At 49.2% G+C, this 16,735-nt stretch carries 12 protein-coding genes; 5 read left to right on the top strand and 7 right to left on the bottom strand.

Features of this window, described 5'->3' with window-relative positions:
* Positions 1–2: 2 nt before the first annotated feature.
* The 4 genes from hrpA to GA004_RS02960 form a co-directional block, all read right to left on the bottom strand.
* Positions 3–3,947: an ATP-dependent RNA helicase HrpA gene (gene hrpA / locus GA004_RS02945; protein WP_283395802.1), complete on the bottom strand. Its 3,945-nt coding sequence runs from the start codon at positions 3,945–3,947 to the stop codon at positions 3–5.
* Positions 3,948–3,951: 4 nt separating this feature from the next.
* A complete protein-coding gene (locus GA004_RS02950) occupies positions 3,952–4,401 on the bottom strand; it encodes a hypothetical protein (protein ID WP_283395803.1) in 450 nt (149 codons plus the stop codon).
* Positions 4,398–5,240: a permease gene (locus GA004_RS02955; RefSeq protein ID WP_283395804.1), complete on the bottom strand. Its 843-nt coding sequence runs from the start codon at positions 5,238–5,240 to the stop codon at positions 4,398–4,400. Before GA004_RS02955 ends, GA004_RS02950 begins: the two co-directional genes overlap by 4 nt.
* A 68-nt stretch (positions 5,241–5,308) precedes the next feature.
* Positions 5,309–6,934, bottom strand: coding sequence for an ATP-binding protein (locus GA004_RS02960; protein ID WP_283395805.1), 1,626 nt, complete (start codon positions 6,932–6,934; stop codon positions 5,309–5,311).
* Positions 6,935–7,428: 494 nt separating this feature from the next.
* Here GA004_RS02960 and GA004_RS02965 point away from each other — a divergent pair, with 494 nt between their 5' ends.
* From GA004_RS02965 to GA004_RS02980, 4 genes are all read left to right on the top strand, one after another.
* Positions 7,429–9,216 (top strand): 2-oxoacid:acceptor oxidoreductase subunit alpha, encoded by a 1,788-nt coding sequence (locus tag GA004_RS02965; protein WP_283395806.1) that lies wholly within the window; start codon positions 7,429–7,431, stop codon positions 9,214–9,216.
* A gap of 56 nt (positions 9,217–9,272) precedes the next feature.
* Entirely contained in the window at positions 9,273–10,178 is a 906-nt protein-coding gene (locus tag GA004_RS02970) for a thiamine pyrophosphate-dependent enzyme (protein ID WP_283395807.1), read from the top strand.
* A 550-nt stretch (positions 10,179–10,728) separates the two neighbouring features.
* Positions 10,729–11,679, top strand: coding sequence for a hypothetical protein (locus tag GA004_RS02975; protein ID WP_283395808.1), 951 nt, complete (start codon positions 10,729–10,731; stop codon positions 11,677–11,679).
* A 64-nt stretch (positions 11,680–11,743) separates the two neighbouring features.
* Positions 11,744–12,043: a hypothetical protein gene (locus GA004_RS02980; protein ID WP_283395809.1), complete on the top strand. Its 300-nt coding sequence runs from the start codon at positions 11,744–11,746 to the stop codon at positions 12,041–12,043.
* On the opposite strand, the gene trhO is transcribed toward GA004_RS02980, so the two are convergent.
* The gene (trhO, locus tag GA004_RS02985; protein ID WP_283395810.1) at positions 12,040–13,035 is read right to left on the bottom strand and encodes an oxygen-dependent tRNA uridine(34) hydroxylase TrhO; all 996 of its coding nucleotides are present in this window, start codon (positions 13,033–13,035) and stop codon (positions 12,040–12,042) included. The genes GA004_RS02980 and trhO overlap by 4 nt on opposite strands.
* A gap of 131 nt (positions 13,036–13,166) precedes the next feature.
* Here trhO and GA004_RS02990 point away from each other — a divergent pair, with 131 nt between their 5' ends.
* Positions 13,167–13,436, top strand: coding sequence for a YhbY family RNA-binding protein (locus tag GA004_RS02990; protein ID WP_283395811.1), 270 nt, complete (start codon positions 13,167–13,169; stop codon positions 13,434–13,436).
* Positions 13,437–13,828: 392 nt separating this feature from the next.
* Here the strand turns inward: GA004_RS02990 and GA004_RS02995 are convergent, their stop codons facing one another.
* A complete protein-coding gene (locus GA004_RS02995) occupies positions 13,829–15,538 on the bottom strand; it encodes a SpoIIE family protein phosphatase (RefSeq protein WP_283395812.1) in 1,710 nt (569 codons plus the stop codon).
* Positions 15,539–15,541: 3 nt separating this feature from the next.
* On the bottom strand, positions 15,542–16,720 hold the full coding sequence (locus GA004_RS03000) for a glycosyltransferase family protein (protein ID WP_283395813.1): 1,179 nt from the start codon (positions 16,718–16,720) through the stop codon (positions 15,542–15,544).
* Positions 16,721–16,735: the final 15 nt, after the last annotated feature.

Genomic DNA, 16,735 nt, shown 5'->3' on the forward strand with positions numbered 1-16,735 from the left:
CATCAGCGCTTTCCAAAAAGCGATTTGAGGCTTTCCAGGTCAGAACTGGTTGGTCGGTCGATGGCACGGTTAGGTTTTGTTGAAGTGGTCGCAGAATTGCTTGGTTTAGACGGGTCTTCCTCAGGGGCCTGCCTCAGTTTTTGCAGAATTCGTTTTTCCGAAACAGGGAAAGCGGTTCCGAGGGATTGGGCAAAAAGTGACAATGCGTATTCCTCGATCGACCATGCGATGTCGCTGTATTGAGAAGATCCTACCTTGGAGGCCGCTAGTTGGTTTCGCAATCTATCTATTTCCCCTTGGCGGGCGGCGTCTCTTTCGGGATCCCGTATTCGGGATTGTAGACGCACAAGTAACGACTGTAGATAAATGGGTAGGCGATTGAGGGCCCAATGAGGGGTTTTTTCAAGGAAGTCGGTTGGAAGAAGTCGATCAATTTCACGATCCAAATCGGTGGGAAGATCTTTCCTGACCTTTAGTTCTTGACGAGTACTTAGGATCTCTTGCAACAGATCAATCAGCTTGTATACGAGACCTCGAGATTGGGATTTCGCGGATTCAATTTTATTCTGAATATCAGCGACAGAGATGGTATTTATATTGTGGGTGCATAGGTGCTTCTTGATATGCGAGTATGCCTGTTCCTTGAGCTTGTCGAGAGGGGCGAATGCGATAGCGGTGGGTCCTAGTTTGGAAAAGTCTTTTAAATCTTCGCGAGTCCAGGCAAGTTCTCTTCGCAGTTCATGTTTAATGAGCTGTTCTATCCCTAATGAATTTGCAGTCTTAGATTCCTCAAATGACTTCAGTAGGGTGAGCTTTATGACATCACCTTGTTGACGCAAAGTGGGATAGGCAAATAGTGGTAGGCCATTGATTTCGCCTATCTTCCTTTTTTCTGGTTGTGATTCCAGATCGTCAACTGATTCGATGGTACGAGACCATTTTCTTAGAGCGGCCTCCCAAAGTGAGTTGTTTCTGTTCGAATTATGATGAGTCGTAGATGATTCGCGAGATCTGATTTTCTCTCGAATGGATTTGGCTGAACGATCTTCCAGGACCGTGTTGCCTTTGCTGTCGTGTACTCGAATTCGCACTCGTAGATGTTCCGGAATACCATCTTCCTTCCAATCGCTATAATACGTTTCGATACCGTATGAAGATCTAAGATGGGAAGACAGGCACTCGCACAGACTTTGCTCATTCGGCACTAGATTCCTAGAAATGTCTTTTGCGGTTTCCGCTAATGGTTGCAACTTTCTCCTCAGATCCTTGGGAAGTCCTTTCAATAGATAGTGAACTTTGGATTCTAAATGACCAGGAACGAGCCAGTCGAGCAGTGGACTGTTTAGGCTATCAGCTTTGGAGTAGGGGATATTGAGTGTAACACCGTCACCTTTTTTGCCCGGCTTGTAGTTATACTCTATTGGCAAAGCAGTGTTCTCAAACTCAACGGATTCGGGGAAAGCAGACAGGTCGATCGTGTCTTCAGTTCGTAGAGTCAAATCGGACTCCGTCATCTCAAGACGGTTCGAACCGTTGATCTTTAGGTAGCCATTGAGATCGCCAATCGAAGCTATATTTTTTAACCGGCTCGAATAGAATTGGAATGCTGCTTCTTCGATACCAATCCAGCTCTGCATTTTAGCGATGGTTTGGGCGTTCTGCATCCGGTTCTTCAATTTTCGATTCACTTCGAGAAAACTGAGGTTCCGAGATATCTCAACATCTTCGTTCAACAAACCTTCACGGATAAAGATCTCTGTTGCTTTAGTGGGATCCACCTTGAGGTAGGATACCGTTTTGCGCTGCAATTCCAAACCATGGATACGAATACTCTCCCGACATACGACTCTTCCTTTGTCGGTCTCAAAGCTGGGCTGGCTATAGCTGTACTTGAGAATATGCTCGCCCATGAGCACGAGCCAGGTCGGATCGATCACCGCGACCGTGCGTGCGTAGAGGCGATTGGTTTCCACGATTTCCCCAGCAAGAATCCACTCTGGTGAGGATACCCTTCCTTCGATTACTTGTTTTTGCTTTTTCGATTTCGCGAATTGGGCCTTTTTGTTAAACAGTCCCGAGCCAGGAAAGATCATGATTTTCCTGTCACCTGTAGATCGATAGAAGTTGGGTTCATCTTTGCGGGCAGGATTTGCGAGGAGACCGGCCGCTAGGCAGTGATGAATGGAGCGATACTCACTGCCGCCATACTCCCTCAATCGTTGTTTCTCATTTTCGTCTTTGTAGTGGGTCGATTGGGATTTGCTTTTATCGGTACGATCAAATTCCCGAATCGCCTGGGCGAGTTGGTCTTTGACATCTCTCCACTCTCGAATTCGCAAATAGGAAATATAGTGCGATCTGCAAAACTTGCGAAGCTTACTCTGTGATATTCTATCGGAGCCTGATTGGAGAGCCTCCCAAATATTGAGAAGCGTCAGAAAGTCTGATTGCTTGTGGATAAATTCGCTTTGAGCGATTCTAGCCTGCTCTTCTTTCCCGAGGGGCCGTTCCCGGGGATCGGGGATTGTGAGCGCAGATGCGATGATAAGAATTTGCTCAAGCACTCCCTCCTTTTCTGCCTGTAGCAACATGCGACCCGCTGTGGGGTCGATTGGAAGCTTTGCCAGCTTGCTTCCCAATTTAGTAAGTCTGTACTCGGAGTCAATGGCACCCAATTCTTCGAGTAGGGCAAAACCGGACCGAATGGCAGCGATGCTCGGAGGATCGATGAAGGGGAATGACTCGATTTCCCCAAGTCGAGAGGCCATCATCTTCAGGATCACCTCGGCCAGATTCGATCTTTGGATCTCTGGAGTTGAAAACTCGGACCGTTTTAAGAAGTCAGTTTCTGAATACAGCCGGATACAGATCCCGTCTTGAACGCGTCCACAACGTCCTGCTCGCTGGTTGGCACTGCTTTGCGAGACCTTTTCAATCGGCAGTCGTTTGGTCCGGGCTCGTGGGTTGTAGCGACTGATCCGAGCTAGTCCGGTATCTATGACAAAACGAATACCCGGAATGGTTAGCGACGTTTCGGCGATATTGGTCGCCAGAACGATTTTCCGACGGGATAGTTGGGCGAATATCTGTTGCTGGTCGGCATTGGAGAGCCGTCCAAAGCAGGGAAGAACTGAACAGAGATTTCCCAACCGTCCCTCTAAGCGTTTCTTCGTCTCCCTAATATCCTTCTCGGTCGGGAGGAATGCGAGGATATCGCCGTGGCCGAATTCCTCTATGATTCGATCAACCGATTCTGTAATTCCGTTGAGGAAGGTGTATTCTTCCTCATCATCCAGAAGCTCTTCCAAGGGAGCATATATGATATCGACGGGATAAACTCTACCAGAGACTTCAATGATCGGGGCGTTTTCGAAGCTCTGAGAAAACTTGTCGGTATCGATCGTCGCGGAAGTAATAATCACTTTGAGGTCCGGACGTTTCATTCGTAGTTGATTGAGATGCCCAAGTAGAAAATCGATATTGAGGCTTCGTTCATGAGCTTCGTCGATGATGATGGTATCGTATTCACGCATAAGCGGATCTGACTGAATCTCTGCCAGCAGCATACCATCGGTCATAAACTTGATTCGAGTTTGAGGACTTGTTGTGTCGGCGAATCGAATTTTACACCCAACCTCCTTTCCGTATTCGACATTCAATTCTTCTGAAACGCGTTTGGCGATTGATAGGGCAGCGACGCGGCGCGGTTGAGTACACGCAATCCGTTTGGTTCGACCTCTACCCGCATCGATACACATCTTAGGAATCTGCGTTGTCTTGCCGGAACCAGTTTCACCCGATAGAATAATCGCTGGGTATTTCTGAATCGCGGCAATAATGTCATCCCGTCTCTTGGAGATGGGCAGATCTTGTGGATAGAGGATCTTGCTGGGATTCCAGGAAGCTCGTTTCGCTATTTTACGCCTTGGTTGCCGCCTTTCTTCCATTTTCCTATCTTTTACGAACGCGGTTGAAAATCTTCACAGCCTGAATCCAGTCTTCGTCGTTCGGATACGAAAGGCTGCACCAGATGATATTGAAGTTAGAGTCGACTATTGAAAGCATGGGAGTGCCTGATGGGGCTTTTTCCAGAATAGTGGAGTGGCTCTTCAAGAAACCGCTTTTGAGAAACGCACTCGCAACGGTTCGCTTGGCGTACCTACTTCCAGGCCATGCGAAGTCAAGGAGCCAAGGTCTAGATTCCAGGCTACTCACTAATGAGGCACATCTTAATGCGTCATTGAGGTCTTCTTGCGAGCGAGAAGTGATGAGGAAGATTGGCCATTCATTGATGGTTAAGTATTCACCATCGAGTGTCTTGCAGGTGAATTCTTGTGCGCCTGTCTCTTTGGCGAAAAGACCAAGCATTAGCGCGAAAAGTATTCCGAACTTCGATCTCATGGTTGCGGGGTTTTAGCTTGGGTTGAAAAGCTGGCTATTGTAAATCCGAGAGATTCCAGTTTTGCGGATACATTTCCGGAATTAATATTCGAGCCTCCAATGCGCGCCTTCCCCGAATTGAGGCCCGCGCTAATGGGTAGGGCACTATCAATCAATGCCAGAGGAAGGGGAATAGAGCCTGTTAAATAGATGTAGAATGGAGTGACGATGAGGGTGGTTAGCAGGGTGCTCATGTATACCCCTCCGGGCGGATTGGCCAACAGGTCGTCGGGAGCGGACGCGCTTATTAACCCGGCCAGAAGGAAGCCGACAAACAAAGAAACGGCAATGTCGCCAGGAAGGGTCATCAGTCCGTTGCGCAGGCTTTCTGTCCATGTGGGTTTCGCACTTTCGGTTCCGGATGAACGAGGGGCTGCCACTTCGTTTTTCTTGCTGAAGAGCTCAAAAATAAGTCTTACCCCGATCCCGGAAATGAAGGCGATGACTACACGGTACAACGCGAAAACTTGTCCGAGCATACCGTAAGTCGCTAAGATGCTGTCGATTCCCATTTGGGGAGGAGCGGTTAGAAAAGAGGTCACCGCTCCCTTGCTCGGCCCCTTTTCACGAAGGCTAGCGGTCACCGGGATGACACCGTAAGAGGAGAGAGGTATGGGCACTCCGAAGATGGAAGCCAGGACGATGGACTTAAATCCGGTCTGGCCTAGATGTTGTTCAATCCATTGCTGACGAATCCACTTCTGCAATAGGCCGGTTATCAAAAAGCCCAACAGTAAGTAGGGGCCCATTTCGGCAATTAGGCTCCAGGTTTCGATCAAGTAAGTCCGGATCGGATTCATGAGTTCGGAAAAACATGTTGCTCCGGATCGATCTTGTCGAGGGATCAACTTGTCTCTTGAGAAGGAGCTTAGTTGGCTTTGGCGCCGTCCCGAATTGAAACCGGAATTCGGACTCTAGCAATCAGACCACTGGGAGAGGCGGGTACCATATCCAAATGGCCACCCTTGAGGGCCAATTGAGTACGGATCTGAAAAAGGCCGATTTTGTTTAGGGGCGCTTTGACGCTCTTAAGTTTCTCGTCGAGACCGACCCCGTCGTCCTCGATCTGAAGCACCCATTCATCTTCGTCTCTAAACAGAGTGATGATACAGAGGTTCGCTTTTGAGTGGTTAACGACGTTGGTGATGAGCTCGCGAAGTATTTCGAAAAGGAGGTCTTTCTTCTGTTCGAGTTCGATGGACTGTTGATCCGCGATGGATATGCTTACGTCGATACCATGCTCCTTTCGCGTCATGGCTACCATGCGCTTAGCGGCGCCGACAAAGCCCTCTTTCGCTGGATTGGGAGGATTGAAATCCGCAACGGACTCCTGGGCGAAGTCGAAGGGTAGTGATTCCTGTTTGGGAGCTGCGGCCTTTTTTCGAGCGACCGACATCAATATCTCTTGATAGGCCGCCTTTTTATCGATCGAGAGGGATTGATCCTGCTTGGAAGTGTCGGGGCTTGATTTTGCGGGTTTCTTGCTTTTTAACTTCTTTGGTCTAGGGCTGTTGTCTGATTTTTCGGCTACGATCGGTGGAACTGGCTCGCTCGCTTGGTTCTCGGGGATTTCTGTATCTGGTACTGAAAACGGAGCTTGGGGTTGAGACGGCATCGTAGGGCCCCCGCTGTGAGCAATCTCGTCGGCTAGGGCCTGTAATTTCTGGTCTGCTTTTTGCAGGGCTTTCTCCCTAGCCTGAAATGCCTCCTGGATTGCTGTGTTTGCTTCGGCGAGACGCTCGTACAATTCGTTCGTCTTCGGAGTTTCGCGAATGACACCGATTATGGCGGTCTCGCCGAAGGCATTCCCTTTCCAAATTTTGCCTCGCAGTTCCAGTCCTAGAAGAGGCATCTCGTCGCCATTGACCCGAAAATGGCTGGAGACGTTATCGTTCTTTAGCGGAAACCGATCGAGACTCTCGGAAACGGCTGAGCGGTCTTCCGGAAAAACTTGCCCGACGATTTCGTCCAGGCTCCTCTCTGCTGGGCTAGGAGGGAAGCGGAGCATCGCTAGAGCGATTGAATCCAGAACAAACTTATCCTGTTTTGGATAGTAGGTCCAAGCACCCATCAGCCCCGTTTCGAGAGTCAGGTTTAGACGGGACTCGAGTATGGATCTCTCGGAGGCGAGGGTGTGGCGCGCGATGGTGGAACGAATCGCTTGCTCAACCAATGAAGGAGAAAGGTCTTCCTTGCACAGTAACTCATCTATCCCGCTCGGGCGGACAAATTCAGGATTGTTTAGATTGCGGCGGTCGGTGAGTCCGAGAATAGGATTGTCGAAACCGGCAATGCGAAGTCGATCAACCTCGCTTTCAGGCTGCTCAAGTGAGTCGCAGTCCAGGAATAGCAAATCAAACCCGCAGGCTCTTATCATGTTCCTGGCATCCTCAATGGAAGTACAGCGTTGGAGTTTGTACTCGTTGAGCCGAGACCGTTTCAAATCAGCCCTCAGGGTTGCCGCATCGTCTTCATCGCTTATGATCGCTAGCAAAAATAGAGTCCCGCGAATTCCCCTGATCACGGGTGGAGATGCCTTCGCTCTGTCTTTGCTAAATGGAGACTCCGATAGGGACATTATTTTGAAGAAGGAGGGAACGGAATCAGTTTCAGAATGTGCATTATTCGTCTCTCTGCGTTTAATCCAAACGTAAGTAAAAGCCGAAAAGCTATTCACACGTTATTTACGGAGCAAGGTTTGTTCTGTTTCTAAACCAATGGTTGTAGGAATTCCCGTATGAAGTAGTTAATGGTGTCTTACATGCTTTGATAGGGGAGTTGTTTGTGGGATAGAATCAAAGAATGGAAAAAACGCCGATTTTAGGTTTTTTTCGTGGTGGATAGCGAATCAAAGTCAAAAATTCTACGTCAATGGCCCGAAGATCGGGTCGATAAATGACTAAAGGACCCATTTTTAACCGATTATTTCGCGGATTTGTCACCTACTGATTGACTGTGTAAAATCATGCGACTAGAGCTCGCTAACAAATGTCATCAGAGGCTTCTGGAACCCCATCTCCCACAGAGGAACGAATTCAAGACGCAGTCATAAGGCTGGCCGGTAACTCGCAGGATGGCATCCAATCGATTGGCGGTTTTCTCGCTCGATTGGCGGGCCGTAGCGCACAGGAGGTCATGACCTACATGACGATTCCTGCCACCATCTCGGGTGGGCCATCCATTTTTCAGGTACGAATGGGATCTGGCGAAGTGCTCTCGGCTGGCGACGAGGCAGATTTCCTTGTGGCTTTCTATCAGCATAGCTACGAAAATCATATTTCCCATCTTAAGGATGGAGGCGTCCTGCTGTACGACTCTGACCACGTTGAGCCAGACGAAAATGATACCCGGTTTCTCAAGGTGGGAGTGCCGATTGCCGCTTTGACTGTAGAGGCTTTGGGTGGTTCTACCCGTGAGAAGGGGAAAAATATTTTTACCCTCGGTCTCCTGTCCCGGATTTTCCAGTTGGACATCGAGAAATTAAGAGGAATTTTCGTGGAGCGGTTCGGAGGCAAGTCGGAAGACATCCTTCGCAATGCAAATCTGGCTTTTGATGCCGGCTATTCCTATCCGATCGACAACGTACTCGATCGCTACTACGCTTTCCATACCCCGGACGAAACGGGAGAGCCGCAAGTCACGATGGACGGAAATACTGCAATCGTGCTTGGTCTTTTAGCAGGTGGAGTACGCTGCGGCGCTGGCTATCCGATCACTCCTTGGTCCACGATCATGGAAATGCTACGCTCGCAATTGCCCAAGTATGGAGGAGTCTTCGTGCAGGCAGAGGACGAGCTTGCTGCGGTTTCCATGGCGATCGGTTTTTCTTACGGAGGGCGGCTTGCGGTCACTGGCAGTTCTGGTCCGGGGATTTCGTTAAAGCTCGAGGCCTTGGGTTGGGCCGGCATGGCTGAAATTCCGCTGGTGGTCATCAATGTTCAGCGAGGTGGTCCTAGCACCGGTTTGCCCACTAACGTAGAGCAAAGCGATTTGCTTCAAGCGATCTACGGTAGCCATGGGGATTGCCCTAGGGTGGTATTGGCTGCCCAGAATGTTGAAGATTGTTTTTATACGGCACTGGAAGCCTGCAAAATCGCGCGAGAGTACAGTGTCCCGGTCTTTGTGTTGTCTGACATGTCGATGGCATCTCGTATTGAGGCCTTTGATGAGCCGGACCTTGATAATATCGTCACTGAGCCTGTCTTGGACACGGGGGATCGCGCTGAGGGGTATAAGCCGTATGATCTAGACCGGATCACGAGGCATGCCCCTCCAGGCACTTGGATCGAAGGGGGTAAATTTCCACAGGTGACCGGATTGGAGCACGACGAGACGGGACATCCTTCCGCGAATCCTGAAATGCACGTCAAGATGATGGCCAAACGTCGCGACAAGTTAAAGACGCTGGCTAGCTCCCTGCCTCCATCGGAAGTCTTTGGCGACCAGGAAGGTGAAACCCTTGTCGTTGGTTGGGGAAGTACTTGGGGACCGATCCGCGAGACCGTGATCCGCGAGCGCAGTAGCGGGAAATCTATGGGTCACCTGCATATCAGGCATGTGAACCCGCTGCCCAACGACGTGGACGAGATCTTTAGTCGGTACGAAAACGTGGTAGTGGTGGAGATGAATGATGAGGGCCTTTACGGTTTTGGTCAGCTCGCAACACTGCTTCGCTCCAAGACCTGCAATCCGTCTATACGAAGCATGGCCAAGACGGATGGACTTACTTTTAAAATTCGGGAGATCATTAAGGGTATCCAGGAGCGGATCCAGTAATTCGCGATCTTTCGACTTTCTGAATCGTTAAACAATTACCCAAAAAACTAAATAAAATGAGTGCACCATCCGCCCCCAAGCCCGTAGAACGCGGAACGATTACCAAAAAAGGAATTGCGGCAGACCATCCGACTTGGTGCCCAGGCTGTGGCGATTTCGCTGTTCTTGCGGCATTTTTCAAAACGCTTGAGAAACTGCAGTTTCCACAGGAAAAGATCGTCACGTTAGCCGGAATTGGCTGTTCCTCACGGTTTCCTTACTTCGTAAATACGCACGGAGGGCATTTCATCCATGGAAGAGCGCTACCTTTTGCTACCGGTGTCAGTCTTGGTCGGGACGACCTTCATGTATTTGTGTTCGGAGGGGATGGAGACGGTTTTTCGATTGGTGGGAATCACCTTGACCATGCCGGGCGAAAGAATATCCGGCTTACTTATGTGATCATGGACAATTTCGTCTATGGACTGACTAAGAAGCAGACCTCTCCGACGTCTCCTCAGGGCTTTCGCTCGAAAACGGATCCGACTGGAGCGATCGACCGCCCCACGAACCCGATGCGCAAGTTGCTCTCTAGCGGAGCTACTTTTGTAGCCCGCACGCACGCTTCTCAGATCAAGCACATGATGGAAATGTATGAGCGTGCGATTTCGCATGACGGATTTTCAGTTGTCGAATGCCTGAGTGAGTGTGTGGAGTTTTACAAGGGCGCTTTCGATGCCGCAATACCCCGTAAAGGAGGGGCATTCGAAGTGATTGATGAAGAAAAGCATAATGTAACCGATATGTCTGCTGCACTCACTTTGGCCGAGGAAGCTTGGCCAGGCAAATTTGGGGTGTATTACCACAAACCTGAACCCACCAAGAATGAGCTCGAGAAAGGTTTGATCGATAAAGCTCGAGCGAAGACTAAGGGCACGAGTGATGTGGATCTTCTCAAGCAGACCTTCGCCGCGCTTAAGTAGGGCACCTCGTTAGGGTTCGAAAAGATTTTCCATAGAGAAAGCCCGGCGATCAGACGGGGCTTTCGTATTTAACCAACCAACTAAGAAAGTTGAGAGCATGTGGTGCGTAGGCACGGCGGATTCTCAAGGTTTCTGGCTGGTATTCCAGTATCATAACTTTATCCAATCGGTTGTATTACGGATCGTCTCAACCCGATTCTGTAGCATTTTTGGCGAGGCTGAGCAGAAGACGTGGCAAGTGGATAGGTGCCATTACTGATTGAATACGTATAGGGATGAATTTCCGCGTTCTGCGATTGTATGGTTTCACGGGGAATTCAACCTGAGTGGTCGCTCGAATCGAAAAATGGTTGAGTATTCAGAGAAAGTTTACCCGGAAACCGATGCCCATGCTAATAACTTGCCAGAGTTCGGATACCCCACGCTATCGTGGCGGATCCGAACCCTTAAATGCCCTTGAGCAAGCAGGGATTTCTTGCAATAGTGCATGCGTGCTCCATCTTTTTACGTTGTGTGTATGAACTCGGATTAACCTCTATTTAGAAGCAAAATGAACCATCCAAAATACATTCGGGCAAGTAGTTTGATCTGTCTTCTTCTGGTTTTGTTCTTTGGTTTTGCCGATCCTGTTTTTGGTCAGGCTGCGGTTGAGGGGAAAGAAAAGTCAGGCCAGAGTTCCGATGGCAGGCTCGAAGTGATTTTGGAGAATTCGACGCAAGAAGAGACTAAAAAGCAAAAACGGAAAAGCCAGGTCTCATTGGAAGAACTGCCGCCTGAGGAACGGAGGCGCATGGAAATGCAAATGATGGGGGTGGACTTTCATAGTAAAGGCGGAGTGGGGTACCGAAAGAGCTGGGAGTTTAGATCGGGTGTGACGAAGTTGTATCCACCGTATTATGACGGCTGGGAAGATGGGAGAGAGATGAAGGGGCTCTACGAGGATTACGCGTGGAAAGGCGAGCCAGGATACACGCTATCAAGAATTATATTCAACGATCGCTTTATCCAGCAAACGGGATCGGAATTTGTGAATTTTTTCTCTTTGTTTTGGATACCCGAAGCTTATGCATTTTCGCTGTTCAATCCGCGTAGCTTCGAGAAAGTCAAAAACACGATTCGCGAGCGAATTATTGAAGCAAGGAAAGAATATGCGGAACGCGAAAAGTTCGATTCGTTTGAAGACTACATTGCCTTCAAGTTTGGAAACGATTTCGAAATGGAGGGTTTCGTTGATGGTTATTGGATCGAGGCCAATGACGGTCCAGAACACCTCACCTATTTCTACACCTCTGAATTCGTAGGCTCCAGGCGGAAGAAAAAAGAGGCCTACAAGAATCCTTTGATCGCCACCGCGACTTACATGATCGTGAGGAACAAGATGGTGAAAATGGATGTGGTGAGGGAATACGTAGGTCGAGATGACATTCCGATTCTATTAGAATTTACCTCCAAACTTCACGCGGACATGAAAGTCGTAAATCGCTATGGAAAATCGGATTGAAGTTTGAACGCCACGATCCTTAGGCATTGAGTTAATTGAGGCGATGGTATTGAAGGATTCGGTAATGAGTCTAAACCGCTACGAACAGATCCTAATGAACTATTTGGAGTGCCATTCTGAAGAAAAGCGGTTCTGGGAAGCAAGAGTGACTGAAATCTCTCGCCGTGGAGGAAGGCGGGAATCTAGGGCTCTTGAGTTAAACGGGATTTTATGGGAATATTTTGAAGAGCGAGCACGCTTTGAGTCTCCATTTAGGGAAGTTCTGATTCACGAAGGTGACCGAAAGATCAGCATGCTTAACTTGTCGGAATATCTTCTCCGAATGTGGGCTCCGCCTCCGCAAAAGAAAAGGGGTCTCTGTTAGGATGGGCCGCTCCGAGAGCGGTCGGTTTTTCGTTTCGCTTCAAGTTTTTCTTCCCGCCAAGTCGCTCTCTCTTTTGGCGTCATGCCGATGTGCTTGCGAGAAAGTTTCTTGCTGATTTCAACTTGCTTTTGGCGCTGCGCGGCTCGTTCGCGCTGTTCGTTACTGAGAGATTCGTGACAGTAGGGACAGCTAACGCCTTCGACGTAGTGTTCAGACTCCTTGTCTACCTCGGAAATCGCGTGGCGGCAGGCATGGCACATGTCGTACTCGCCCGGCTCTAGATTGTGATCAACGGTTACGCGATTGTCGAAGACGAAGCAGTCACCCTCCCAAAGACTCTCAGAAGCGTCGACTTTCTCGAGATAGTTCAGGATCCCACCGTCGAGGTGGTACACTTTCTTAAAACCTTTTTTGAGCAAAAGCGATGTAGACTTCTCGCACCGAATGCCTCCGGTGCAGAACATGGCGATCGGCTTGTCTTTTTTTTCTGCGAGCTCCTTGTCGACGTACTCAGGAAAGTCACGGAAGCTTTTTGTTTCCGGATTCTGGGCTCCTTTGAAGGTGCCAATCTCGACCTCGTAGTCATTGCGGGTATCAATCAATGTGACATCGGGATCTGAGATAAGATCGTTCCAGTCCTCGGGCCTCACGTATTCCCCCACCTGGTCCCCCGGGCTGATGTCTGGTCTGCCTAAGCGTACGATCTCTCTCTTCAGGCGGACTTTCATTCGGTAGAAAGGGAGCTCCGTTGCTTTGGAGTATTTCACCTTCAAGGGGCCGATCACGGGGTCGGACTGGAGGGAATTCAATACCGCATCAATACCCATTTGAGGGCCTGATATCGTTGCGTTGATCCCCTCGTGGGCTAGCAGAATTGTACCTTTGACCCCGTTCCTCTCGCACAGATTGCATAGAGGAATTCGGCGCTGTTCGAAGTCAGGCAGCTGAACGAATTTATAGAATGCAACAATAACGACTGTGTCAGCTTCCATGGATCTAGATTTAATTGAGAACGCGAAATGCGTGTATCAATCAAGAAGTAAACTGTCGAAGTGACCGGTAGGCACTAGTGTTAGTGAAGAAGGATTGACCGCTTCTCGGCCTTTAGGCAAAGAAACTCGCAATGACAGCCCCCACGAGCAAAGAAAAAGCAGCTCTGCGAAATATGGCTCAGAAATTGAAGCCGGCAATCCATATTGGAAAAAAGGGGATTACACCCGCCTTGCTGGCCGAATTTACCAAAGCTCTCAAATTGGATCAGCTCGTAAAAGTGGCGTTCAAGGCAAACCGGGACGAGATTTCTTCATTCGTTGGAGAGCTGGAGTCGAAAACGGATTCCCACTGCGTAGGTGGGGTGGGGAAGCGCCGGAGTTTTTACAAAGTCAAAGAGTAGGTGGAAACCCGGGAGGCTTCATTTAGAATATTCACATCGGGAGTACTCGTTCGATTGATTAGGGATGGCGAACTGATTGGCAGAGGGAAATTTGCGGTTGGATTTTCGAATGCCTGATTTGAAAAAGCTTCGGTCGGAGCTCGAGGCGGAAGTAGGGGAACGTTCACAGGCGGTATGGGCGTGAACGCCCTCAAGGTCGAAATGGGATAAGAATACGTGGGGCTGAAGTCATTTATCTCCTGAGGTGAAACGCTTTGTGCAAGGCGTACAGGCGCTACCAAAACATTTGTGGTTTGGTTGAACGCTCTCAGAAAACCAGATCTGGGAAGAAGAGCGATCACGCGAGTTCTAATCGTTTTGGCATTCCGAGCAAGAGTGTAAAGAAATATTCCTTACAGTATTTCAAGAGCCATCAGCGTCTTGTCGTCTTGAGCAGACCCACCTTGGGAATGAGCGTCGACGACGGAAAGGGCATTTTCGGGGACGGCTTCTATTCCTTCCTGCCAGATTTCAGGAAGTCTTTTCGAGAATCCATTGATTCCTAGCATCTCTCCTGATTGGTTTTCTACCTCGTAGATACCGTCTGTTATGAAAACGATTCGGTCTTTGGCCCCCAGTTGGATCAATCGTTCATCGTAGACATCATCAGGATTGATGCCGAGCGGCACGCCTTCCGAACAGATCTCTTCTGGTCCATGTAATCCGTTTCTAGAAAGAAATGCGGGGCAATGCCCGGCACTCGCGAGCTTTAGCCGATAGTCATCATAGGAGTAATAGGCGACTTGGGCAGTGATGAACATGTTCAAGTGCCCGAGCTCTTCATAGATTTGCTTGTTAGTTTGGGACAAAAGCCAACCCGGGGTTTCCGCCAAGTTTAGCCGCGAGCGGATCGCCGTCCTGAAAATGGTAGCCAGCAATGCTGCGGGAACGCCTTTTCCCATCACGTCGGCGATGACAAGAAGTAGTCCGCGTCCCTTTATTTCAATGGCGTCTATGTAGTCACCGCCTACAGCCAAAGCTGTAACACATTTGCCAGTTAAACGAAAGTGTTCGTTGCTCGGAAATTTCGACGGTAGAAGGGACTGTTGGATTTCCGCTGCGATCTCTAGTTCTGTTTTTGAGCGAGCGTGCTCCTTTTTTTGATTAATGGTAGATGCGTTTTCGATTGCAATAGCTAGAAATCTAGAAATTGCACGGGTGAGTCTTGCAATCCTAGTCTCGAGCTGAATCGCATCCTGTTTCGGCATTTGTAAAGAGATTATACCTACGAATTCGTCTTGGTATGAAATTGGGACCAGTAGAGCGCTGTCGGACACTGAATAGAGAGGATCCGATCTAGCGAATTGGGTGCAGTCTACGATGATCTGTTCACGATGGGTGCGGAGAGCTTGAACGATCGAGATAGAGTGGTTACTTGTCAGCTCGAAGCGTTGTTCTTTGTGATCGAGTGGATTTATCAGGTGCCCTTTTTGCAAGACCCAGACTGCAGCATGAGGGATGTTAAAGACAGATTGGAGTCTGGCGAGACTGCTTGAAACCGTCTCAGCTAGCCAGGGCTCCCGACTAAGATCTTCGGCGAATCCTTGCAGGGCATCAAGTTCACTGTAGCTTTGACTGAGATCGTTTGTGGTGCTTTGCAGGGTTTCATATAGCTCTTGAATCTTAGCGATAGGGCTTTTCGGACGATGCAAAGTTTTCATGAGAACCAACTTGTGCCCATACTGCGTTTTATAGTGAACCGCGGAATCGAAAATCGATTCAATGAGAAAGCACCCTCGACCCGATTCACTCAGAGGGTCGTCTGGAAGCCTAGCGGCCTTTGGTAGATGTTTAAAGTTTCCGGGGTCTTCGATTTCGATAGTTAGTTGCTCCTCCTCCCATTGCCACATGACCTTTACGGACTTAGGGCGAAATCCTCGACAGCCATGTTCAATCGCATTGTTTAACGCCTCGCAGAAACCTAGTTCGATGGCTGGCCAAATAGTGGTGTCGATCAAACGTAGTTCGCAGAATTCCCTAAGATGTTCTGCTACGCTGGATACGAAGCTCAATTCTCCCGGAACTTCGCAGTATGAGATATTTTGGTGTTTTAGCTCCTCCATGGTTCATACGGATCGTTTGAACGCGAGTCGCCAAAAATTGTTCCGAATAAGGTTGATGATATTCTTGTCTCTGCCGAGAGCTTGATACGAAGCGTGCACCCACTCATTGGGATCGTCTGCACTATGGCAATCGTGGAGGTCGGACAACGAGAGAAAGCCAGGGGAAACTTCTTTAAGCCTTTGTTCCAATTCCTGGTCCTCTTTGATTCTCCATTCTATAGGCCGGGGAAGAATGCCGATCAAACGCATCCGTCCCTTGAACACTTCCTTTAGCCAATGCCAACGACGAGTGAGAAGGCACCCGTTGTTCCCTGTTTTAAGAGCAAGGGTGCCACCTTTCCCGTCATGAGCCTCAATTGTGGTCCAGTCGATTTGGGAAAGAGCAACGACGGGAGCGGCGAGTGTAAAAAGCAGGATCGCGAAAAGGCGCTCGATCAGGGGGGCGTTACGAATGCGGCTGCCTAGGTCGCTCAGAATGAATGCGTCCGAAATATTTACGCGACAACCTCTTTTAATATCAATTAGCAGCCCACCATCGGCTGCGACCTGATCAAGTTCGGTGTTGCGCCCCACCATGGTCCCCGGGAGTAAAACGGTATCTCGGACGATAGCATTGTCGTCGACTATGGTATTTTCCCCGATGCAAGCGTTGGGTCCGATGACGGCTTGCGAGCCAATATCGCATTTACCTTGAATCCAAAAAGGAGGCATCAATTTGGCACTCGGATGGATTCGAGTTTGAGGGCCCACCCATCCTCCAGGACAAACGGATGTTTCGATGCGAAGCTCGTACTCCTCAATGTGTTTTACCCAATTCTTGTTTAGTTTTAGCCAATGTCGTAAGAGGTCGGAAGTTGTCGCGAGGCTTGTCTGGACTTTATTTTCACGAGGCAGTCCAATAACGGGAATAGCGTCATTCGGCGCTTTTTCATCCGACTGAATAGGAATTACGGTTACGGTGCGTGACCAATAGGCTCCTCCATTTAGGTAGTCTCTAACAACCGTCGGTCGATCAGAAACATATACCTCGATATTTTCGATATTCTCGTCGACGGACCGATCCATCCAATGGGCGATAAATGGCTGGTTCCCAACCGGCCAGAGGCAAAAGGGTTGTGGGTTTTTCCAAAGATCGTCCAGTTCCCCCCAATCCGGAATTAGTAGTTTCCATTTTTGCTTCATTTCTCGATAGGGAGT

It is taken from the genome of Candidatus Pelagisphaera phototrophica (assembly GCF_014529625.1).
GTDB lineage: Bacteria > Verrucomicrobiota > Verrucomicrobiia > Opitutales > Opitutaceae > Pelagisphaera > Pelagisphaera phototrophica.